A 21556-nucleotide genomic window follows, 5' to 3' on the forward strand; every position below is an offset into this window, starting at 1 on the left:
GGCTTGGCGCGCCGCGCATGGCATGATGTGCTGGCCCTGCTGCGTGTCGGCGGCCGTGCGGGCCGTTTACGAAACGCCCGCCGGATTTCGGGAAACGTGATCCGTTTCCTTGCAAATTCATATTTCTTCGTTCAGCAAGCTAAAGCCTGCCGATCTGCGGCCGATACGCCCTGTCCAAACAGGGGAAATCGCGCGTGATCCATTCGTACCAGGCTTCGCCGGCAATGACGCTGGCCGTTCGTCGCACCACTGCTTCCACCGGCCGCCGTGCCGGCTGCACCTCCTTGCTGGCACTGGCCATCGGCCTGGCCATGAGCGGCCACGCGGCCGCCCAGGCAACCGTCATCACCGAACGCGACCCGGCCGTACTGGACGGTGCCTGGTTCGCGCCCGGTGGCTGGACCAATGGCGACCCGGAACTGACCGTCGAGAACTACGCCTACATCGACAGCCCGATCCCGGTCGTGGTGGAGGTGCCCAATGCGGTGTCCTGGCGGATCGATGTGGGCCACGCGGGCAGCGGCGAACTGCTGATCCGCAATGGCGGCATCCTCGAAAGCACCGCGATCTTCATCGCCGCCGAGGCCGGTTCGACCGGCCATGCGACGGTGACCGGCGTGGGCTCGAAGTGGATCGGCAACAACAGCATCGGCGTCGGCCACCTCGGCAACGGCACGCTGGACGTGCTGGACGGCGGCGAAGTAGACAACGCGCAGGGCACGTGGGTGGCCTCGGAGCTGGGCAGCACCGGCGTTCTGAACGTGGCCGATACCGGTTCGAGCTTTGCGACCAATCTGATCCACGTGGGCGCGCAGGGCGACGGCACGGTGAACGTGCGCGCCGGTGGCAGTTTCGAGGTCGGCGTGGCCCGCCTGGGCAGCTACAGCACCGCGGCCCACGGCGAAGCCCTGGTGACCGGCAGTGGCGCCAGCTGGCTGAACAACAGCGACCTGCTGATCGGCGTCTCCGGCACCGGCCGCATGGTGGTTGAAGACGGCGCGACGCTGACCGTGCTGGGCAGCACCCAACTGGCACAGCAGCGCGGCAATTCCGGCGTGGCCGACGGCGTGCTGGAACTGCGCGGCGCAGGCACGCAGGCCACCACCGGCTTCATCGCCGTGGGCCAGAACGGCGTGGCCGAACTGAACGTACTGGACGGCGCGCAGCTGACCGCTGGCGATGTGGGCGTGGGCGAGAACACCCTGGGCGATGGCAGCTTCCGCCTGGCCGACGCCGGCAGTTCGGCCAGCGTGGGCCGCCTGACCATCGGCAACTTCGGCACCGGCAACGTGCAGGTCAGTGGCGGTGCGGTACTGAACGTGGCCGACGTGCTGGGCCTGGGCGGCGCCGGCGGCAGCAGCGGCACCCTGACCGTGGGTCCGCAGGGCACGCTGAATCTTGCCGGCGGGCAGATCTACCGCGGCGGCGGCAGCGCCAGCGTGTTGATTGACGACGGCACCCTGCACTTCACCAGCAAGGCCTTCAGCAGCAACGTGGACATGCAGTTGAATGGCGTTGCCACCCTGGACACCGACCAGGTCGATGCGCTGTTCAGCGGCACCCTGACCGGCGCCGGCACCCTGCGCAAGATCGGCAGCGGCACCCTGACCAGCTACGCCGACAACCGCTACAACGGCGGCACCCTGGTCGAACAGGGCACGCTGGTGCTGGCCGGCAACGGCGCGATCCGCGGTTCGGTGGACGTGGCTTCCGGCGCGACGCTGAAGCTGCAGCGCAACGGCCACACCGTGTTCGCCAATGTGCTGTCCGGCGCCGGTGATGTGGTCAAGCTGGATGCCGGCCTGCTGACCCTGCTGGGCGACAGCAGCGGCTTCACCGGCACCACCCGGATCCAGGCCGGCACCCTGGAAGTGCGCGGCAGCATCGGCGGCCTGGTCGACATGACCGCCGGTACCGAACTGACCGGTACCGGCGAACTGGGCAACGTGATCATCCGCAGCTCGGCCAGCCTGGCCCCGGGCCTGACCGGCGCCTCTGGCAGCCACGACGTGCTGTCGATGCGCGGCAACCTGCTGATGGAAAACGGCTCGCGCTATCTGGTGGATGTCGGCGCCGACGGCGGCAGTGACCGCGTGCTGGTCGGCGGCACCGCCACCCTGCAGGGCGGCAACACGCTGGCCCTGGCCAGCAACGGCGACTGGGCGCCGCGCACCCGCTATACGATCCTGAGCGCCGCACAGGGCGTGCAGGGCACGTTCTCGGGTGTCTCCACCACCCTCGCCTTCCTGAGCCCGACGCTGGACTACGACGCCAGCAACGTCTACCTGACCCTGGCCCGCAACGACATCGCGATGCCGGACATCGACCTGGCGTTCCCGGATGTGGTGGTGAACAGCAACCAGAAGGCCGTGGCCGGTGCGGTGGAAGCGCTGGGCACGGGCAACCAGGTGTATGACGCGGTGGTGCGCCTGGATGTGGCCGATGTCGTGCCGGCATTCGACAGTCTTTCCGGCGAGATCCATGCCGCCACCCGCGGCGCCCTGCTGCAGAACCGCTTCCTGCACGACGGCATTGACCGCCACCTGGATGGCGCGGCAATGGCCGGGCAGATCGCGCCGGGCGTGCACGCCTGGGTGGCGGGCAGCAGCAGCCAGCGCCGCAGCGACGCCAGCGCACAGAACGCCGGGCTGCGCACCTCGCAGCACGGGCTGATGGCCGGCGCCGGCTGGATGTTCGGCGACGCCCTGGAACTGGGGGTGGCCGCCGGCCAGCAGCAGCTGGTCAGCCGCCTGGCCCAGCGCGATGCACGCGCCGAGACCGACAGCACCGAGTGCGGCGTGTACGGCCAGTACCGCTGGCAGGGCCTGAGCCTGCGTGCGGGCGTCAGCCGCGCCGACTACCGCACCGACAGCACCCGCACCGCGCAGGTCGGCAGCACCCTGTCCGAAGGCCTGGCCGCACGCGAGGACGCCACCGGCACCACGGCCTTCCTGCGTGCCGGCTGGACCTTCGGTGGGCCGCGCCTGCAGCTGACCCCGGAAGTGGAGCTGGCACAGGTGCGCCTGCGCAGCGACGGCGCCCAGGAACGCGGCGGCCACAGCGCGCTGCAGCTGGAGGGTGAAACCGCCCGCTACCGCACCGGCCTGGCCGCGCTGCGCGCGGACTGGGACATCAGCGGTGGCCAGCGTGACCGTGCGGCGCTGACCGCGCGCGTGGGCTGGCAGGTGGCCGGCGGTGATCGCCTGCCGCAGGTCGCGGCGCGCTTCGTGGACGGTACGCAGGACTTTGGCATTGCCGCCGCACCGCTGGCCCGCCGCAGTGCGCTGGCCCAGCTGGGCGTGGCGGTCAGCCCGACCGACAACAGCCGTCTGTCGCTGCAGATGCAGGGGCAGCGCGGTGATGGCGAGCGCGATGTGGGCGCACAGCTGGATCTGTCGGTGGCGTTCTAAGTGCTGAAAGGGGTCGGAGCCTTTTCCGCTGGAAAAGGGTCCGACCCCGTGCTGTTGGGGTCAGAGCCCTTCCTTGCGGAAGGGATCCGACCCCGCCTCTGCATCAGCGGTTGTTGATGATGTAGTCGGCGATGATGCCGGTGGCCACGGCCACCAGCAGCATGTTGCCGCGGTCGTCGCGGATCCAGTGGTGGCCATACGGCGGGCGGCGCAGGTGGTAACGCGGGTAGTCGTTCACCACGTAGATGGGGCCACGGTAGTAATCGCGGTAGCGGTGCCCACGCTGCCAGCCGTAGCCCGGGCCCGGGCCATAGCCGGGGCGATACACCACGCGCGGCGGCGGCGCCGGGTGGTAATAGCGGCGGTCGTGGTCGCGGTTCCAGTCGCGGCGGGCATCGCGGCGGTCACGCTCGTAGTCGCGGCGGGCCTCGCGGACGTCGCGGCGGTACTCGCGACGATCATCACGGCGGTCTTCGCGCCACTCGCGGCGGTCACGGTGGTCGTTGTCGGCAAATGCCGGGGCGACCGCGCCCAAGGCCAGAACAGAGGCCACGGCTCCGGCCATGATTCGGTTGATGCGCATGAGAAACCTCTGCTCGGGTGGGTGGTGAGGCCAATCTTGCGCATTGCGTCTGAACGGATATTGGCTGGAAACGCTTCCGATCCGTGGGATGTGACGCAGTATTCAGGCAGCGGCCAGCCCCGGGGCCCGGGGCGGCGCGGGCGGTAAGCGGTTCCGGCTATAATTGGGGGTATTCCATTTCAGTCTGTGCCCGCTGTCGTCCGGGATCTTCCCGCTGACGGACGGGTGCAGGGCCGCGCCCTTACGGAGACCTCATGTCCTCGCAATACATCTACACCATGAACCGCGTGTCCAAGGTGGTCCCGCCCAAGCGGCAGATCATCAAGGACATCTCGCTGTCCTTCTTCCCGGGCGCGAAGATCGGCCTGCTGGGCCTGAACGGCGCCGGCAAGTCCACCGTGCTGAAGATCATGGCCGGCGTGGACACCGATTTCGAGGGCGAAGCCCGCCCGCAGCCGGGCATCAAGGTCGGCTACCTGGCGCAGGAACCGGAACTGGACCCGACCAAGACCGTGCGTGAAGCGGTGGAGGAAGGCGTGGGCGAAGTGCTGCAGGCCCAGGCCGCGCTGGAAGCGGTGTACGCCGCCTACGCCGAGGAAGGCGCCGACTTCGACGCACTGGCCAAGGAACAGGAGCGCCTGGAGGCGATCCTCGCCGCCGGTGATGCGCACACCCTGGAAAACCAGCTGGACGTGGCCGCCGATGCGCTGCGCCTGCCGCCGTGGGATGCCATCGTGGGCAAGCTGTCCGGTGGTGAAAAGCGCCGCGTGGCACTGTGCCGCCTGCTGCTGCAGAAGCCGGACATGCTGCTGCTCGACGAACCGACCAACCACCTCGACGCCGAGTCGGTGGAATGGCTGGAACAGTTCCTGGCGCGCTACACCGGCACCGTCGTGGCGGTCACCCATGATCGCTACTTCCTGGACAACGCCGCCGAGTGGATCCTGGAACTGGACCGCGGCCGCGGCATTCCGTGGAAGGGCAACTACACCGACTGGCTGACCCAGAAGGATGAGCGCCTGAAGCAGGAAGACAACCAGGAAAAGGCCCGCCAGAAGGCGATCCAGAAGGAACTGGAGTGGTCGCGCCAGAACGCCAAGGGCGGCCGCACCAAGGGCAAGGCCCGTCTGGCCCGCCTGGAAGAGCTGCAGTCGGTCGATTACCAGAAGCGCAACGAGACCAATGAAATCTTCATCCCGCCGGGCGAGCGCCTGGGCAATGCGGTGATGGAGTTCAAGAACGTCTCCAAGAAGTTCGGCGACCGCCTGCTGTTCGACGACCTGAGCTTCCTGGTGCCGGCCGGCGCCATCGTCGGCATCATCGGCCCCAACGGTGCCGGTAAGTCGACCCTGTTCAAGATGATCACCGGCCAGGAAAAGCCGGATTCGGGCGAGATCGTGGTCGGCCCGACCGTGAAGCTGTCCTACGTGGACCAGAGCCGCGACGCCCTGGAAGGCAACCACAATGTCTTCCAGGAAATTGCTGGCGGCCTGGACATCCTCAACATCAACGGCATCGAAATCCAGTCGCGCGCCTACATCGGCCGCTTCAACTTCAAGGGCCAGGACCAGCAGAAGATGGTCGGTTCGCTGTCCGGTGGTGAGCGTGGCCGCCTGCACATGGCCAAGACCCTGCTGCAGGGTGGCAACGTGCTGCTGCTCGACGAACCGTCCAACGACCTGGACATCGAAACCCTGCGTGCGCTGGAAGATGCGCTGCTGGAGTTCCCGGGCAACACCTTCGTCATTTCGCATGACCGTTGGTTCCTGGATCGCATCGCCACGCACATCCTGGCGTTCGAAGGCGACTCGCACGTGGAGTTCTTCCAGGGCAACTACCGCGAGTACGAAGAAGACAAGCGCCGCCGCATGGGCGACGACGCCGCGCCCAAGCGCCTGCGCTTCAAGGCGCTGAAGTAAGGCAACCGGAAAGGCCGCGCTCGCGCGGCCTTTCTGCATTCTGGTAGGTCACCACCGTTGGTGGTGACACCCAATTGTTGTGAGAACCCCCATGTCCCTGTTCGAACGCCTGTTCCAGCTGCAGCAGCATGGCACCACCGTGCGCACCGAGCTGCTGGCCGGTGTCACCACCTTCCTGACGATGTCCTACATCGTCTTCGTCAACCCGGAAATCCTGGGGACCACGGGCATGGATGCCGGCGCGGTGTTCGTTGCCACCTGCCTGGCGGCGGCGCTGGGTTCGGCGGTGATGGCGCTGGCGGCCAACTTCCCGGTGGGCATGGCGCCGGGCATGGGCCTGAACGCGTTCTTTGCGTTCACCGTGGTCGGTGCCGCGGGCCTGCCGTGGCAGCAGGCGCTGGCAGCGGTGTTCATTTCCGGGCTGGTGTTCCTGGTGTTGTCGCTGACCGGCGTGCGTGCCTGGCTGGTGGCGGGCATTCCGTCGTCGCTGCGCTCGGCCATCGTGGCCGGCATTGGTCTGTTCCTGGCGATCATCGCGCTGCAGAAATCGGGCGTGATCATTGCCAACGAAGACACCCTGGTGGCGCTGGGGCCGTTGAACACCGCACCGCCGCTGCTGGCGCTGGTGGGTTTCCTGCTGATCGCGATCCTGGAAGCACGCCGCGTGCGCGGCGCGATCCTGATCGGCATCCTGGCGGTGACCGCCGCGGCATGGGCGCTGGGCGACGTGCAGTTCAAGGGGCTGGTGTCCCTACCGCCCAGCCTGGCCCCTACCTTCCTGCAGCTGGACCTGCCCGGCCTGCTGCACCACGACGGCGGCGCGCCGATCGCGGTGCTGCTGCAGGTGGTGCTGGTATTCGTGCTGGTGGAAGTATTCGATGCCACCGGCACGCTGTACGGCGTTGTCGGCCGTGCCGGCCTGCTGAAGCTGCCGGGCGCGCCGAAGCGCTTCGGTCGTGCCCTGCTGGCCGACAGCACGGCGATCGTGGCCGGTTCGCTGCTGGGCACCAGCAGCACCACCGCCTTCGCTGAGAGCGCCTCGGGCGTGCAGGTCGGCGGCCGCACCGGGCTGACCGCGCTGGTGGTGTCGGGCCTGTTCCTGGCCGCACTGCTGTTCTCGCCGCTGGCCGCGATGGTGCCCGGCTACGCCACGGCCCCTGCCCTGCTGTTCGTGGCCGGGCTGATGCTGCGCGAGCTGGTGGAAGTGGACTGGAGCGATCTGACTGAATCGGTGCCGGCGGCGTTGTGTGCGCTGGCCATGCCATTCACCTACTCCATCGCCAATGGCCTGGCGTTTGGTTTCATTGCCTATGCCGCGCTGAAGGCCGGTACCGGGCGCTGGCGCGAGGTGCACCCGGCGGTGTGGCTGGTGGCGGTGCTGTTCGTGCTGCGCTACGCGTTGGAATGACCGTTGTCTGGGGTCAGAGCCCTTTGCGTTGCAAAGGGATCCGACCCCGTTGGCTGAGATTGGGGTCAGAGCCCGTTGCTGCGCAACGGGATCCGACCCCGTCGGCTGCGGTTGGGGTCAGATCCCTTTGCAGCGCAAAGGGCTCTGACCCCACCTGGCCCCCTACCAGCGCGGCTGCAGGCGGCCGTCGGCGGCGAAGCGCCAGCGACCTTCCATCCAGCCGCGGCCGAACAGGGTGAGCATCTGCGTGTAGTAGGCCGGTTCGGCGCTGCGTTGCTGTTCCACCGTTGGCAGGCTGGCCAACAATGCCTGCGCCTGCTGCGTTTCGCCGTGTGCCTGTAGATACGGCAGCAGCGCGGCGCGGAACCCGTAGTTGCCTTCGCCCTGCCCTTGTCCGCTGCGCGTGTCCACCTTCTCCCACATCGGCGCACCGGCGCGCAGCCGCTTCAACGGGCCGGACAAGGCCTGCAGCTGCGGCCGGAACAGCGGGTCGCGCGCTGCGGTCATGCCGGCCCACGCATAGCAGCGGATGGCATCGTAGCCGCCCACCGGGCCCTTCACCGGATCCACCACGAACGCACCCTTGCGCCAGGCCGCCCAGTCCGGCGCGAAGCCGTGCGGGCTGGTCTGCTGCAGCAAGGCCACCGTGTTGCCAGCCAACGCCTGCCACGGCCCCTGCCGGTCCACCGCGGCGAAGCGACGCAGCAACGGCAACGGCAGATAGCTGGGATTGACCCGGGTCGCATCGTCTTCGATGAACCCCTGCGGGCCGGGCAGCAGCATCGGCCCCAGGCCCTCCAGTGCGACGATTTCGCGCGCACGAATCTGCGCCAGCATGCCGGTGGCGATCACCTGCAACGCCGGCCGACGCCACAGCCGCGCGCCTTCCAGCAGCGCGTAGGCCAGCCACAGATCCGAATCGGAGGCGGGATTGTCGTCCAGCACGCGCCAGACGCCCTTGCCATCGCGTCCCCACAGCCAGGCCGGCAGCCGTGCGGCCATGTCACCGCCGGCCAGGTTGTTCTGGGTCCAGGCCAGCACCCGGTCAAACAGCGCCTGGTCGTTGTCCACCAGGGCGAAGAACAGTGCGTAGGACTGCCCTTCGGACGTGGTGCGCTGATCGTCCTGGCTGCGGTCGATCATGCGCCCGTCGCGGCTCAGGCTGCTGGCCTGCAGCACCTGCCAGGCCGGCCAGCGCGGCGCGGTCTGTGCCTGCGCACCGACATGGGCCAGCAGCGGCAGGGTCGCGGCCACCTGCAGCAGGCGGCGGCGTTGTGGATCAGCGGAATTCGCCATAGGGCACCAGCGGGGACACCGGCAACGGCAGGTTGCCCTGCCACGGCTTCAGCGTATAGCGCAGATAGAGCTGGAAGGTGTTCGGCGAAAAATCGCGGCTGCGCTGCAGCGTACCGGCCGCGCCCAGCACGAAGTGGTCGCCCAGGCGCCGTTCCACCGCCGCATACAGGCGCGAGCCGGTACCGCTGCTGCGACCGCTGCTGGTGTACAGGCCATCCGGATCGAGCGTGAGCGGGCCATATTGCGGCTCCAGCTGGGCGATCACCCGCTCGATCAGCGCCTGGTCGGGATAGCGGCTGATGGACGCGGTGCGTGCACTGGATACGCTGAACGACGCATCCACCCGCAGCGACCAGTTGTCGCTGCGCCAGGCGAAGCTGGCGGGCAGGCTGAGCGAGGCATAGCGCTGCGGGCTGTAGTAGCCGCCCTGCCCCAGCGAATAGCCGCCCAGGTCTTTCTGGTAGCGCCAGTACATGGCCGTGGTGCCCACATCCAGGCGCATGTCCGGGCGCTGGATCAGCTTGTGGTACCAGCCGGCCATCGCCCGCGCGCGCGTGTTGTCTTCCACGTTGCGACCGGTCAGGCGGTGCCAGCTCCAGTTCGACCAGATGCCGTTGCGACCGCCTTCGTCGTAGCCCAGGCTCAGGGTCACGCCGTTGGCGGTGACCCCGCCCCAGGCAATGCCACTGCGCGGATCCACCGCACCGGCCTGGGACAGCAGCGAATTGGTCATCGGCCGGCGCGACACCGTCGCGCCCCAGCCCAGCCGGCCCAGGTCACCGTTCAGCGTGACCCCGCCCAGCCAGTTGCCCACCACGTAGTTGGACGGGGTGTGGCCCAGATCGATGTTCCAGCGGTCGTCCAGCGTGCGCCAGCCCACGGCGAAGCCGGCACCGGAGTTGCGCCGCTGGTGCACGAAGCGGCTGCAGCCAGGCGCGCGCAGCGGCGTGCCGTCGGCCTGCAGCAGGTCCAGGTCGCAACTGCCGAAGTCCTCGTCGAAGGTGCCGTCGTCGCCGGTCTGGAAACGCCCGGCATCGAAATGCACCTGCTCGATGCGCGCCCAGCCCAGACCGCCGGCGAATGGCGCATCCAGGTGGGCGATGCGGGTGTCACGCGAGAGCCGTGACAGACCCGGCGTGCCATCGCTGCGGCGGCCGGAATCCTGCATCACCGTCAGCGTGGGATTCTGCTGCTGGTAGAGCGTATCAACATCGCTGCGCAGGCTGCTGCGCAACCAGTCATCGCCCTCGGTCTGGCGGCTGGCCAGGGTCAGCGCGCGGTTGTCGCGCGGTGCGGCCTGGGTGGGCGCCAGCAATCCATTGTCGGCCATCGCCTGGGCGTACATGTCCAGCGCCTGCTCGGGATCATCGGCGCGCACCAGCCGTGCCGCGTCGCGCCAGGACTGCGCATCGGCTTCGGTCTTGCGCGCCAGCAGCCCGCGCAGGATCTGCAGCGCGCGTGCATTATCATGCAGGTCGGTCCAGATGCCGGCCAGCTGCCGCTGCTGGCCCAGCGCATCGTCGGCCACCTGCGGCGGCGCGTCGTGCATCTGCTGCCGCGCATGTTGCAGATCGCCCTGCGCGATCCATGCCTGCACCTGGCCCAGCTGGGCATCGACGTTGTCCGGCTGCGCCGCCAGCACCTGCTGGTAGTAGTGCAGTGCCTGCGCTGCATCGCCGCGCAGGCGCGCCCATTCGGCCAGCAGCAGGTCGTTGTCGGCGCTGGGCGGTTGCTGCTGCAGCAGCGCGATGGCTTCGGGTTCACGGCCCTGCGCGCGCAGGTCCCACAGATGTTCCACCAGCTGCTGGCGCTGCAGGCGCTCGGCAAGCGCGCGCATGTCGTCGTCCCAGCGCTCGCGCGGCACGCTGTCCAGCACCGCCAGCGCCTGCGGCAGGCGCTCGCTGCCGGACAGGTACAAGGCCTGCGCATAGCGCGCTTCACTGCTGTCATTGCGCGCGGCCATGTCGGCCACCACCGCATCGGCGTCGTCGTCGTCGTCGCGGCCAGCGCTGCGCAGCTCATTGCCCAGCGCATAGGCCAGCCAGGCATCGCCAGGCAGTTCCTGGCGCAACTGCTGGCCCAGGCTGATCGCGGTCGCGGCGTCACCGGCGGCCAGCGCCTGTTCGCGGCGCTCGCGCAGCCGGCTGATCTGCAGTTGGCGCAGATCCTCGGCGTACAGCTTCTGCTGCGCGGCGGGCAGGGAATGAATGAAGGTTTCCAGGCGCTGCGGATCGGTGCGCCCATACAGCTGCACCAGTTTGCGGATCACGTTGGCATCGCGCGGTGCGCGGCGCTGCGCGGCCAGCAGCAGGCGTTCGGCGCCGGCATCATCGCCGCGCGCCACTGCCACATCCACCAGCCCCAGCTGTGCATTGATCTCACCGGGCTGCTGGCGGCGCGCGCGCTCGTACAGCGCCTGCGCCTGGTCCACGTTGCCGCTGGCCAGTGCGGCTTCGGCCTGGTCCAGCAGCAGCCAGTAACGCGTGCTGGCCAGCAGATCGGTCCACTTGTCGGTGCTGTCACCGGCCGGGGTGGCCTGCACTGCACGCTGGAAATAGCTGATGGCCTGTTCGCGGCGCCCCTGCCGCATCACCGCCATGCCCAGACCGCCCAGGAAATCGGCCTCGCGCGGATAGCCGCGCAACGCCTGCACGAACGCCCGCTCGGCATCGGCATTGCGCTCGCGATCCAGCAACTGCTGGCCGCGCAGGCCGGCACGCCAGGCCGGATCGCTCACCCGCTTGTGCTGATCGGCATAGCGCTCGCGCACCAGCGCGATGTCATTGAAATTCGAGTTGCGGGTGATGAAGGCCTGCAGGCGGCGCACGTTGGCATCGTCGGCCGGTTGGTCCTGCAGGAAATCCCATTCGGCATCGGCGGCCAGCGTGCGTGCTTCGGGGTTGCGGCCCATGCGCTCCAGCGCGGCCAGTGCCTCGGCATCGCGGCCGGCGGCGAACAGCAGCTGCGACAGGGTCTGCAGCAAGGCGGTGTTGCCCGGATAGCTGCGGTCCAGTGCGCTCAGTTCGCGGATCGCCAGTGCGCGGCCATCAGCCTGTGCGCCGCGCAGGCGCCAGTACTCCAGGCCCAACTGCAGGCCCGGGGGATCATCGTTGAACAGGCGGCGGTAGATCACCAGCGCTTCGTCGCTGCGGCCACCGGCGGCGAACAGCCGCGCCTGCTGCAGGTCCTGCTGCAGGTCGCCGCGGTAGGCACGCCACAGGCGCTCGCCGGCAGCCAGTTCGCGGCTGCCCGCACCCAGCTGGCGCAGGCGCTGCAGGGTGGCATCGGCGTCGGCCATCTTCTGCTGCGAGAGCTGCACTTCCAGGATCGCCAGCAGCGTGCTGCGGTCATCCGGGGCCAGCATGCGCAGCCGCGCCAGCGCATCTTCGATCAGGCCCTGGCGGCCGCTGGCTTCGCCGATGCGTACCTGTTCCAGCAGCCATTGCCGCTGCTCGGCCACCGTGCCGCCCGGCGTGGCCGGCAGCGCCTGCGCCTGGCAGGTGCCCACGCCGGCCAGGCCCAGCAGGACCAGGCCGGAGGCGGCGACCAGCGGATGCCGCGCGCGCGCCATCAGTGGTCCGGGCCCAACCGCTTGGCCGCGACCCAGCGCAGTGCGCGCCACAGCAGGAAGGCCACCATCAGCACCACCACCGTTGCCAGCACCGCCAGCAATGCGGGGTGGTCGGCCAGGTGGTACCAGAGCAGCAACCACCACGGCAGCGAGCCGACGTAATAGTGCTCGCCCACGAACTGGCTGTGGATGCCCGACGTGCGCAGGATCGCCACCGAACCGGCGATGGCCTGGCGCTTGCCGGTATCACTCAGGGCGTCGTCCAGCAGGCCGTAGTCGGCCGCACCACTGGCGGCCAGCGAAACGATGCTGCGCTGTGCGTGATGGGGCGACTGCAGGCCGACGATGGCGGCGAACGGCGCATCGGCGGTCACCGCCACTTCGGTTACCGCCGGGTCACCCTGGCGACTGCCACGACGGGCCTGTTCCATCGCCAGCTGCGGCGACGGCGACTGGCCGTTCAACAGGCGCGTGCGCTGCGCGTCGATCAGCAGCGAGAGCTGGTCGCTGCCGCGCAGTTCTTCCGGCAGCGCGCCCAGCATCAACAGATCCGCATCGAGCGTGCTGGCCTGCTTCCAGTCATTGGACAGACGCAGCCCGTAGGCCGGGTAGCCGGTCTGCACACCCAGCCCGCCCACCAGGTTCAACAGCAGGCTGGCCTGTGCTTCGCTGGTCTGCGCCGGCACCAGCACCACCGTTTCCGAGAGGTCGGCCATGCGGGTGAACGGGAAGCCGCTGAGTGCGAATGCGGACAGGTCCGGCAGGCCCATGTAGTGGTGGAAGCCGGAGAAATCGATGGTCGAATCTTCCTCGATCGCCGCCTGCAGGTTCGGCGGCAGCACGGTCTGGCAGTGGTCACGCTGGGCACTGCCCATCACGCTGGCGAAGTTGAAATCGAAGCGCAGCTGGTTGCGATCGCCCAGCTTCAGCGACGGAATCAGCAGGCGGCCATCGTCGGCACCGGCATCACCGGCCAGCACCGGCAGGCGGATTTCTTCCAGGCCCTGCTTGCCGTTGCGGCGCACCAGCGGGAAGCTGGAAATGAACTGGTCGTTGATCGCCACGCCCAACCGCGATTCATCGCTGCCGAACGGCGGCGTGTAGCGGTAGCGCAGGTTCAGCGGAATGCCCTGGTTGCGCCAGATGAACAGATCCGGCGGCAGGTTGAGGTTGACCGTGATCGGCTGCGGCGCCACGCCGTTGGCATGCAGCTGCTGCGGGTAATCCAGCAGTTCGCCCAGGCGCACGGCACGGTCGGTACGCACCCAGTTGGGTGCGTCGTAGGGCTTGCGCGGGGCCAGCGGCTTGATCTGGTCAATCGCCACCTGCTTGCCACGGAACAACACGTTGCCCGCGGCCATCGCCGCGACGGCCTTCTGCAGGTCATCGTCATTGCGGCCCAGCACCAGCAGCAGCTTGCGCTGCGGATCTTCCGGCAGCGCCATCAGTTCCACCACCGGCCCCTGCACCGGCGCGTGGTTGGCGATCACCGGCGGGAACTTGCCGTTCACCGCCAGCACCACGGCATGGCCCTTGTCCGGCAGCGCACCGAAGCTGACCGGGAAGCGCGCCTGCCGCCACCAGCCGGCCAGGCTGCCAAAGTGCGAGGCCATGATGGCACCGGCACGCTGCTGCGCCAGGGTCGGCGCCGTGCCGTAGACCACCGGCAGTTCCAGCCGTGCGGTGTCGCGCGGGTCGAAGAACGGCAGCGGGAAGTTGGCCAGGTCGTCCTGCATGGCCAGCGGCTGGCCGCCCAGGCGCAGCGTGCTGTTGCTCGATACGTTCACCCACAGCGAACTGTGCGTGGGTTCTTCGCAGATATCGGTGTAATGGCCGACGAACTCCAGCCGCACCTGGTTGAAGTCGGCGATCAGGCGCGCGTCCAGCGGCAGCTTGGCCTGCACCGGGCGCCCCAGCTGATCATTGCTGATCGGCACCACGCCCATCATCGCGTCGTTCAGATACACCCGCAGGTGCGACAACGTCGGCAGCAACGACGGCGACGGGGTGAAGCTCAGGTCCAGCTCGGCTTCGCGCGCCAGGCGATCGCGGCGCACCTGGAATTCAAGGGTGGTGGTGTTGCGCACGCCGGACAGCAGTACGTCCTGGCGGCGGCCCAGATCGGCGAACGTGCTTTCGCGCTGCCACGGCCACGCGCTGCCCGCCCAGGTTTCGGCCTGCGCCGGTTCCGGCCGCGGGGCCGGCACCACCGCGGCATTCACCGGCGTGGGCACGGCCACCTGCGCCGGTGCCGTGTCAGGCGTGGAGCCGGTACTGGCAGGCAGGCGGGCCGGTGCAGGGGCACTGTTGCCCGACGCCACCGGCAAGGCGAGCAGCGGCAGCAACAGCCAGCGCAGAGGAGAGGAGATGCTCATGGACGAAGCCCTGGGTCAGCGGCTGGGTCAGCCGGGTGGGAGGGAAGCGGACGTTGCGGAGCGAAGCTGGCCATCCAGCGCAGCAGGCGCCGGCTCCAGTGCACGGGCCGGTCCAGGTCGAACGGGGCGAAATCGCCCATCCGCCGGTAACCACGCCAGCCCAGCACCAGCACGCTCCACAGGCTGCGTGGCAGGCTCTTGGGCTGGTAGCCGGCGTGCCAATCAAGCCAGGCGTCGGCACGGGCGAAGGTGCACTGGGCGAATTCCACGCGCTGGCGTTCACTGTCGAACTGCAGCAGCAGGCCCAGGCGATGGCCCATGGTGCGCTGCACGCGCGCCGGGAACGCAAACTCGCGGCGGCCACGACCCAGCAGCACGTGCACCCGCGCGCCTTCGGCCAGGCCGGGGTCGCTGCCCAGTTCCACGCCCACGCCGTCGTTGGAATAGTCCTGCAGCACGCCGCGCAGGCGGCGCCCATCGGGCACCTGCAGCGCCATCGGCAGGTGCGTGGTGACCCGGTGCGTGCGCCGCACCTGCTGCACTTCGGCGGCCACCGCCAGCGCGCCGCCGATGATCAGCAGGTTGTACAGCACCCACAGCGAACTGACGATCACCGTGCCGCGCTCATCGGCCGGGCCATGCATGAAGCGCCACACCGCGAAGCACAGGCCGGCCACGTTCAACAGCGCCAGCACCAGGTACGGGCGTGCCACGCGCCAGTCGAAGCGGTCGCCATCCTGGGTGCCGCCCTTGTCGGTGACGTTGAACTTGCCGCGGCCGGGACTGAACAAGGCCACCGTGGTCGGCCGTGCGATGTACCAGGCCAGCACGGTTTCGTACACCTCGCCCCAGAACGGGCGGCGGTACTTGCCCTGGATGCGCGCGTTGGTCAGGCTGGCATGGGCCATGTGCGGCACCACGAACAGCAGGATGGCCAGTGCCGGTGCATAGATGATGTAGACGTGCAGCAGCAGGAACGCCAGCGGCGCGGTGAGGAACACCAGGCGCGGAATGCCGGCCAGGAAGTGCAGCATGGCGTTGGCATAGCAGAACCGCTGGAACAGGCTCAGGCCCTTGCCGATCAGCGGGTTGTCGATGCGGAAGATCTGCACCATGCCGCGTGCCCAGCGGATGCGCTGGTTCACGTGCGCGCCCAGGCTGTCGGTGGCCAGCCCCGCCGCCTGCGGAATGCGCAGGTAGGCCGAGTTCCAGCCATTGCGGTGCAACCGCAGCGCGGTGTGCGCATCTTCGGTGACCGTCTCGGTGGCGAAGCCGCCAATGGCGTCGATCGCCTCGCGGCGGATGACCGCGCACGAACCGCAGAAGAAAGCGGCATTCCACAGGTCGTTGCCGTCCTGCACCAGCCCGTAGAACAGCTCGCCTTCATTGGGATCGCTGCGGAACACCTGCAGGTTGCGTTCGAACGGGTCGGCCGAGAAGAAATGGTGCGGGGTCTGCACCAGTGCCAGCTTCGGGTCGCGGCCGAACCAGCCACAGGTCACCTGCAGGAACGAGCGCACCGGGAGGTGGTCGCAGTCGAAGATGGCCACCAGCTCGCCATCGATCTGGGTCAGCGCGTGGTTGAGGTTGCCGGCCTTGGCATGGCGGTTGTCGGTGCGGGTGATGTAGTTGACCCCGGTCTGCTCGGCGAACGCACGGAATTCCTCGCGCTTGCCATCGTCCAGGATATGGATGCGCAGCTTGTCGGCCGGCCAGTCCAGGCCCATCGCCGCGTAGACCGTGTGCCGCACCAGCGCCAGGTCTTCGTTGTAGGTGGGAATGAGCACGTCGACCGTGGGCCACTGCCGCACGTCGGCGGGCAGCGGCGCCGGGCGCCGCCGCAGCGGCCAGGCCACCTGCACGTAGCCCAGCATCAGCACCAGCCAGGAATAGGTTTCGGCGGCCAGCAGGATCAGGCCACAGACCAGGTCGAAGGTGCTGTTCCAGTTCAACGTGGCGGTATAGCGCCACCACAGGTAACGGCAGGACACGGTGACCGACAGCACCACCAGCACCAACGTGGCATAGCGGCCCTGCATGCGCCGCACCAGCAACGCGATGGCCCACAGCAGCAGCACGAACACGAACTGCGCCAGGTAGCTGAAGGGCTGGGTGACGCACAGCAGTGCCAGCCCCAGGGTGGCAACGCCGATGGCCGCGGTTGCCCAGCGTCGCGCGCGCGGCGACAGGGCGCGCGCACGCGCGCCGGCCCAGGCCATGAACCGGCTGTTCCACACATCCTTGGGGGCATCGCGCATGGTGCGCAGGTAGCGCACGTGGCCGCGGCCGGCCGCGCCGCGCAGTTCGGCGATGCGCTGCTGGCGTGCACGCGCCAGTCGCTGCCGGCGCAGCGATCTGCGCGGCACCAGGCGAACCACCGACAACCACAGCGCCTGTACCAGCAGGCGGATCGGATCACCCGGACGCCAGCGGCGGTCGCCCTGCAACTGCGGGAACGCCGCACGCAGCCGAGGCGCCAGCGCCTGCCAGGCAGGTCCTTCCAGACGCAGCAGGGCCCACCCCAGTGCCTGCAGCAGCCACAGCACCGCGCGCGTCGGCCAGGCCGCATGCACGCGGTGGCGCAGCCGCCCCCAGTCCAGGTAATAGACCCGCTGGCTCATCATCGCCGGCCGCCCTCCGCCTGCTGCAGGCGCGCGGCCTCGGCCAGGCACCACAGCGCCAGCCCCTGCACGTCGGCCGCGGCCAGCGAATCGGCAGCGTCGTGGCCCAGCGGTTGCTTGCTGGCCAGCGCCGCCGGCACCCGTGCATCTTCGTGCAGCGGCTGCGGCAGCAGGCGGCTGCCATGGCTGTGCAACCACAACTGCATCAGGTCACGCTGCACCTGCACGGCCGGGTCGTAGCGGTTCACCAGCAGGCGACGGCCATCGTCGCGTGCGCGGTGCAGCTGTACATGGCTGGCCGGGTCCACGCAGGCCAGGCGCAAGGGCAGCCGGCAGCCGCCGTGGCTATTGATCGCCGCCACATGCGCGGGCAGGCGCTGCGGCAGGTCGAACAGCACGCAATTGAACTGTGCCGACAGCGTGGGCAGGCGCTCGGCCCAGGTCTGCGGGGCCGCCGCCAACGCGTGTTCCAGCTGCAGGGCTTCGCTGGCATCGACCCGGCCATAGGGCAGCACGGCCAGTCCAGGGGCGCAGGCGAATGCGGCCGCCCGCCAGTCCGTACCGTCCAGCTGGGCGCGGGCCCAGCCAGCGCGCTCGCCGGCGGCCAGGCCCAGGTGCAGGCCCAGCATCTGGTCCGGGCTCATTTCCACCAGCAGCACACGCTGCCCCTGCACGTGCAGGGCCTGGCCCAGCGCCGCCAGCACCGTGGTCACCCCGGCGCCGCCGCGCACGCCCTGCAGTGACAGGGTCAGGGTCATGGCAGCGCCTCCAGCTCGGCCAGCAGCGGCCAGCGCGCCAGTGCCTGGGCGCGTTCGTTGTTCGCGGAAAAATCCACGTAGGGCATGTCCGGCATCGCCAGGCTGCGGCGCAGCAGGTCGATGTCATCCTCTTCCACCGACAGGGTGGCAGGCACCGCCAGGATGTCGGCCATCAGCGCTTGTCCTCCGGGTAGGGGCTCCAGGTCTGGCTGCCCTGCAACTGCAGCCACGGCTTGCCGTCGTAATCGATGACCTTGGCGCCTTCGTTTTCCGACACCGACGGCGTCTGCGGCAGGCCCTGCAGCAGGCTGTTCCAGTCCCGGTCGGCCGGCGGCGACTGCGCGTTCAACGCATACACGCGCGACACCAGTTCGGAAATGGCGAGGAAACTGCTGGGCTCGGGCACGTGGCGCGGACCACCGGCAGCCGGTGCGCCCATGCCCACCAGCTTCACCCCCACCGGCACATGGGTGATGGACGGGCTGGGAATCTCGCGCATGCCCGGAATCTGCATGCGGTCGCCATGCAGGGCCGCACCGTGCTCGGGCACGACCACGATCATCGCGCGGCGGCCGCTCTTTTCCACGGCATCGACGAAGCCGGCCATGTCGCCCAGCACCATGTTCGCGCGCGCCTTGTAATCGGCCGCGGCGGCACGGCCATCGGCGCCGACGATGCGGTTGCCGTCGTGCAGCGAGATGGTGTTGTAGAACAGGGCCACCTGCGGGCTGGATTCGGCCTGGCGCTGCTTCAGCCAGCCCATCAGCACGTCGCCATCGCGGCGCAGCGGCGACTTGTCGAACGCCACCAGCGCGCGCGGGAAGGCGCTGATATCCATCGGCTTGGCCTGCAGGCCACCGTAGCGCGACAGTTCGCCGATGAAATCATCGAAGTGGCCGTCATGGTTCATTGCCAGTTCGCTCTGGAACCCCAGCCGCTGCAGGTTGGAGAACAACTGGCATTCGGCCGGCACCGGGTCGAACAGCGCGGTGTGCGAGGTCTGGCCGCAGCTGGCGCGCAGCAGGCGGATCGCCGCCGGGCCGCTGTAGGCGGTGGCCGAATTGAAATCGTCGAACACCACGTCCATGTGGTCCAGCAGGTTGTTCTGGCGCAGGCCGACTTCATCCAGATCGCTCCAGGCCAGCGAGCAGATGTTGAGAATGATGACGTCGAACGGTGCGCCGCTGGCCGGGGCCGGGAACGTGGTCTTCAGGGTGGCCTGCTGCTGGTAGAAGCTGGCCAGCCAGGCGTTGAGCGTATCGTTGCTGGCCGGTGCCAGCGCGCGCGTTGCCGCACCACCGCTGCCCGTGGCCGCCACCGCCTGGCCCTGCCCCCAGCCGAAGCCGGCCGGCAGCGGCAGCGCCACCACGGCCATGCCCAGCATGCCCAGCACGCTCAGCGTGGTGACCCGCAGCCAGGGCTTCAGCAGCACATAACCGACCACCAGCAGCGCCAGCACCGCCACCATCTGCCAGTTGATGAAGCGTTGCGCCAGTTCCAGCCAGTAGTCGGCGGAAAAATCCAGCACACCCGGTTGCGCCAGCAGACGCTGGAATGGCGGCCACCACGTGTCCTGGTAGTACAGGGCCACGCCCACCGGCACCGCCACCACCGTGCGCACGATGCGCGCCCAGCGCCAGCGCAGCGGCACCAGCAGCGCGGCCAGGAACAGCAGGTTGGGCAGGATCTTCAGGTTCAACGCGCCCATCCAGGCCAGCGCGACCTTGGACAGGAAGTACAGGTTCCAACCGCGCAGGTCGGCCCAGGCAAAGGGCGAGGCAGGCAACGGCTGCGGGCTCATGCGGGCCTCCGCGGCGCACGCTGGCGCACGCCCACCCGGCGCAGCTGGCGCGGCGGCGTGACCCGCTGCACGGCCCGCCGCGCCATGCGCCACAGCGCGCCCAGCATGGCGCCAAAGGGAATCATCAGTACCGCGCAGGCAACGATCAACGTCCACAGCTGCTGGTCGGTGGTCATGCATCCTCTCCCAGCCGCAGCGGCTTCGGTTCAGCAAACGGCGCCACGGTCAGCGGTGCCGCCTCTGGCACGGCCTCCGGGGCGGGCAACGGCTCGGTCTCCGGGTCGCTGCCGGTAGCGTTCATCGCCGCCAGGTCGTACTCGGCCAGGCGCTGGTAGCCGTCGAACAGTTCGCGCCACGGCAGCCGGAACAGATTGGCCAGGGCCTGCTCGATGGCGTCGCGGCGGCAGCCGAACAGGAACAGGCGGACCTGCCCGCGGTAGACGCAGACCACGTCGCCCTGGCGGCGGATGCGCAGCTGCTGCAGGGTCTGTTCGGCGCGCAGGCCGGCCACCGGCTGCAGCGCCAGCACCGCGCTTTCCACGGCACTGCCATCCAGATCGATGCGCTCGCCGGCAATCTGGCGGAAGCGGGCCACGCTGACCAGGCCGCTGATCGGCGGTGGCCGGTGCGACCGAATCAGCGGTTCGGGGTCATCGGCCAGCTGCCCCTGCCAGCGCTGGCGCTGCACGGCATCGAGCAGGGTCAGCAGGCGCGGCAGCGGCGTGTGCGCGGGCACCACCAGACTGCCGCCACACTGCAGCAGCAGGCGTTCGTCGGCATAGCGCAGGCAGGGCTGCAGTTCGCGCACGACCAGCTTCAGGGCATCGCCGCGCTCGCGGCGCAGGCGATGCAGCAGCCGGGCCAGGGCATCGACCTGGGCGTTTTCATTGATGGCCAGCACCACCGTGGCTTCATTGGCGCGCAGCGCGGCCGGCATCAGCCCTGCCCAGCCGTCGTACAGCTTCCACGCCGATGACAACGGCGGCGCGCCTTCCAGCACATCGGCCTGGGCCAGGAACAGGTCGCAATCGCTGCCGCCGTCACCGGCCACGCTCGCCACTTCGGTCTCGTTGTCGGCGATCCGCTGCAGCTGGGTGCCGTCGGCCTCCACCGCGAATGCACGCTGGGCCACCACCCCATGGCTGTTGGCCCAGTAATGCAGCAGCAGCTGCAGGGCGCCGCGGTGCGGGTGCAGCTGGGCCACGCCGGCACAACTGCGATTCAACGGCAGCAGGCGCGGCGCCAGGGTGGCCACTTCGCCGTGGCACAGCAGCAGCAGGACCTGCCCGGCGCGCTGCGCCCAGTCCTGCAGCGCCTGGCACCAGCGCGCCAGTCGCGCATCGTCCCAGCCGTCCAGCGCCGCCACCGGGAACTGCACGATGCTCAGGGAGGTGGACGACGAGGACGCCCGCGGCAGGTCGGCCGGCAGACTGCGCAGTGCCTGCTGCATGCCCGGATGGGCGCGCTGGTACAGGCGCACGCGTGCCGGGCCCTGCTCGGGCGGCAACAGGGCCAACAGCGGTTCCACCGTGCGCCCCAGCGTGACCAGCAGCGCTTCCTCCACGTCGGCTGCGGCGGCCAGCGTGCCGGCACCAAGCAGATCGGCCGGCGCACTGCCTGCGGCCACGGCCCAGTACACGCCGCCACGACGCATTTCCACGAACTCGGCCGCCACGCCCGCCACGGCCAGCCGCGGCGGCGTCACGCCGGAATCCTTTCGACAACGATCTGTAGGTTCATTCGCGAACGGGCAGGAGGAAAACTGCAACGGGAACGATGCAATTGATGACGCACGTCACAATTGCGTGGCATGG

The 21556-nt window shown here is 69.1% G+C and carries 13 protein-coding genes; 3 read left to right on the top strand and 10 right to left on the bottom strand.

Features of this window, described 5'->3' with window-relative positions; genetic code table 11:
- The first annotated feature begins 224 nt into the window (after positions 1-224).
- Positions 225-3410 carry an autotransporter outer membrane beta-barrel domain-containing protein gene (locus AC06FA_RS12885; protein WP_478068650.1) on the top strand — a complete coding sequence of 1062 codons (3186 nt, stop codon included), beginning with the start codon at positions 225-227 and terminating at the stop codon, positions 3408-3410.
- A gap of 103 nt (positions 3411-3513) precedes the next feature.
- Here AC06FA_RS12885 and AC06FA_RS12890 read toward each other — a convergent pair whose 3' ends face one another.
- On the bottom strand, positions 3514-3993 hold the full coding sequence (locus AC06FA_RS12890; protein WP_108761215.1) for an RcnB family protein: 480 nt from the start codon (positions 3991-3993) through the stop codon (positions 3514-3516).
- A 254-nt stretch (positions 3994-4247) separates the two neighbouring features.
- On the opposite strand from AC06FA_RS12890, the gene ettA reads away from it, so the two are divergent.
- Positions 4248-5912, top strand: a complete 1665-nt coding sequence (gene ettA, locus AC06FA_RS12895) for an energy-dependent translational throttle protein EttA (protein WP_108748493.1) — start codon at positions 4248-4250, stop codon at positions 5910-5912.
- 91 nt (positions 5913-6003) lie between these two features.
- Positions 6004-7320, top strand: a complete 1317-nt coding sequence (locus tag AC06FA_RS12900; protein ID WP_478068651.1) for an NCS2 family permease — start codon at positions 6004-6006, stop codon at positions 7318-7320.
- Positions 7321-7482: 162 nt separating this feature from the next.
- Here AC06FA_RS12900 and bcsZ read toward each other — a convergent pair whose 3' ends face one another.
- Genes bcsZ through AC06FA_RS12945 form a run of 9 tightly spaced genes read right to left on the bottom strand, consistent with a single transcriptional unit; the run spans position 7483 to position 21447 of the window.
- A complete protein-coding gene (gene bcsZ, locus AC06FA_RS12905) occupies positions 7483-8616 on the bottom strand; it encodes a cellulose synthase complex periplasmic endoglucanase BcsZ (RefSeq protein ID WP_478068652.1) in 1134 nt (377 codons plus the stop codon).
- Complete coding sequence (gene bcsC, locus AC06FA_RS12910; protein WP_478068653.1) at positions 8600-12187, bottom strand: cellulose synthase complex outer membrane protein BcsC; 3588 nt, start codon at positions 12185-12187, stop codon at positions 8600-8602. Before bcsC ends, bcsZ begins: the two co-directional genes overlap by 17 nt.
- The gene (gene bcsB / locus AC06FA_RS12915; protein WP_478068654.1) at positions 12187-14562 is read right to left on the bottom strand and encodes a cellulose biosynthesis cyclic di-GMP-binding regulatory protein BcsB; all 2376 of its coding nucleotides are present in this window, start codon (positions 14560-14562) and stop codon (positions 12187-12189) included. Before bcsB ends, bcsC begins: the two co-directional genes overlap by 1 nt.
- The gene (gene bcsA / locus AC06FA_RS12920; RefSeq protein ID WP_478068655.1) at positions 14559-17183 is read right to left on the bottom strand and encodes a UDP-forming cellulose synthase catalytic subunit; all 2625 of its coding nucleotides are present in this window, start codon (positions 17181-17183) and stop codon (positions 14559-14561) included. The genes bcsB and bcsA overlap by 4 nt, the downstream gene beginning before the upstream one ends.
- Complete coding sequence (bcsQ, locus tag AC06FA_RS12925; RefSeq protein ID WP_478068656.1) at positions 17183-17941, bottom strand: cellulose biosynthesis protein BcsQ; 759 nt, start codon at positions 17939-17941, stop codon at positions 17183-17185. Before bcsQ ends, bcsA begins: the two co-directional genes overlap by 1 nt.
- Positions 17938-18114, bottom strand: coding sequence for a cellulose biosynthesis protein BcsR (gene bcsR / locus AC06FA_RS12930; RefSeq protein ID WP_478068657.1), 177 nt, complete (start codon positions 18112-18114; stop codon positions 17938-17940). The genes bcsQ and bcsR overlap by 4 nt, the downstream gene beginning before the upstream one ends.
- The gene (gene bcsG, locus AC06FA_RS12935) at positions 18114-19742 is read right to left on the bottom strand and encodes a cellulose biosynthesis protein BcsG (RefSeq protein ID WP_478068658.1); all 1629 of its coding nucleotides are present in this window, start codon (positions 19740-19742) and stop codon (positions 18114-18116) included. The genes bcsR and bcsG overlap by 1 nt, the downstream gene beginning before the upstream one ends.
- Complete coding sequence (locus tag AC06FA_RS12940; protein ID WP_478068659.1) at positions 19739-19918, bottom strand: hypothetical protein; 180 nt, start codon at positions 19916-19918, stop codon at positions 19739-19741. Before AC06FA_RS12940 ends, bcsG begins: the two co-directional genes overlap by 4 nt.
- The gene (locus tag AC06FA_RS12945; protein WP_478068660.1) at positions 19915-21447 is read right to left on the bottom strand and encodes a BcsE family c-di-GMP-binding protein; all 1533 of its coding nucleotides are present in this window, start codon (positions 21445-21447) and stop codon (positions 19915-19917) included. The genes AC06FA_RS12940 and AC06FA_RS12945 overlap by 4 nt, the downstream gene beginning before the upstream one ends.
- Positions 21448-21556: the final 109 nt, after the last annotated feature.

The organism is Stenotrophomonas sp. Steno-C17 (assembly GCF_056393165.1).

Excerpts from the sequence above, each read along its gene's own strand:
- AC06FA_RS12885 (WP_478068650.1), top strand. The coding sequence starts at position 225 with ATGACGCTGGCCGTTCGTCGCACCACTGCTTCCACCGGCCGCCGTGCC.
- AC06FA_RS12890 (WP_108761215.1), bottom strand. The coding sequence starts at position 3,993 with ATGCGCATCAACCGAATCATGGCCGGAGCCGTGGCCTCTGTTCTGGCC.
- ettA (WP_108748493.1), top strand. The coding sequence starts at position 4,248 with ATGTCCTCGCAATACATCTACACCATGAACCGCGTGTCCAAGGTGGTC.
- AC06FA_RS12900 (WP_478068651.1), top strand. The coding sequence starts at position 6,004 with ATGTCCCTGTTCGAACGCCTGTTCCAGCTGCAGCAGCATGGCACCACC.
- bcsZ (WP_478068652.1), bottom strand. The coding sequence starts at position 8,616 with ATGGCGAATTCCGCTGATCCACAACGCCGCCGCCTGCTGCAGGTGGCC.
- bcsC (WP_478068653.1), bottom strand. The coding sequence starts at position 12,187 with ATGGCGCGCGCGCGGCATCCGCTGGTCGCCGCCTCCGGCCTGGTCCTG.
- bcsB (WP_478068654.1), bottom strand. The coding sequence starts at position 14,562 with ATGAGCATCTCCTCTCCTCTGCGCTGGCTGTTGCTGCCGCTGCTCGCC.
- bcsA (WP_478068655.1), bottom strand. The coding sequence starts at position 17,183 with ATGAGCCAGCGGGTCTATTACCTGGACTGGGGGCGGCTGCGCCACCGC.
- bcsQ (WP_478068656.1), bottom strand. The coding sequence starts at position 17,941 with ATGACCCTGACCCTGTCACTGCAGGGCGTGCGCGGCGGCGCCGGGGTG.
- bcsR (WP_478068657.1), bottom strand. The coding sequence starts at position 18,114 with ATGGCCGACATCCTGGCGGTGCCTGCCACCCTGTCGGTGGAAGAGGAT.
- bcsG (WP_478068658.1), bottom strand. The coding sequence starts at position 19,742 with ATGAGCCCGCAGCCGTTGCCTGCCTCGCCCTTTGCCTGGGCCGACCTG.
- AC06FA_RS12940 (WP_478068659.1), bottom strand. The coding sequence starts at position 19,918 with ATGACCACCGACCAGCAGCTGTGGACGTTGATCGTTGCCTGCGCGGTA.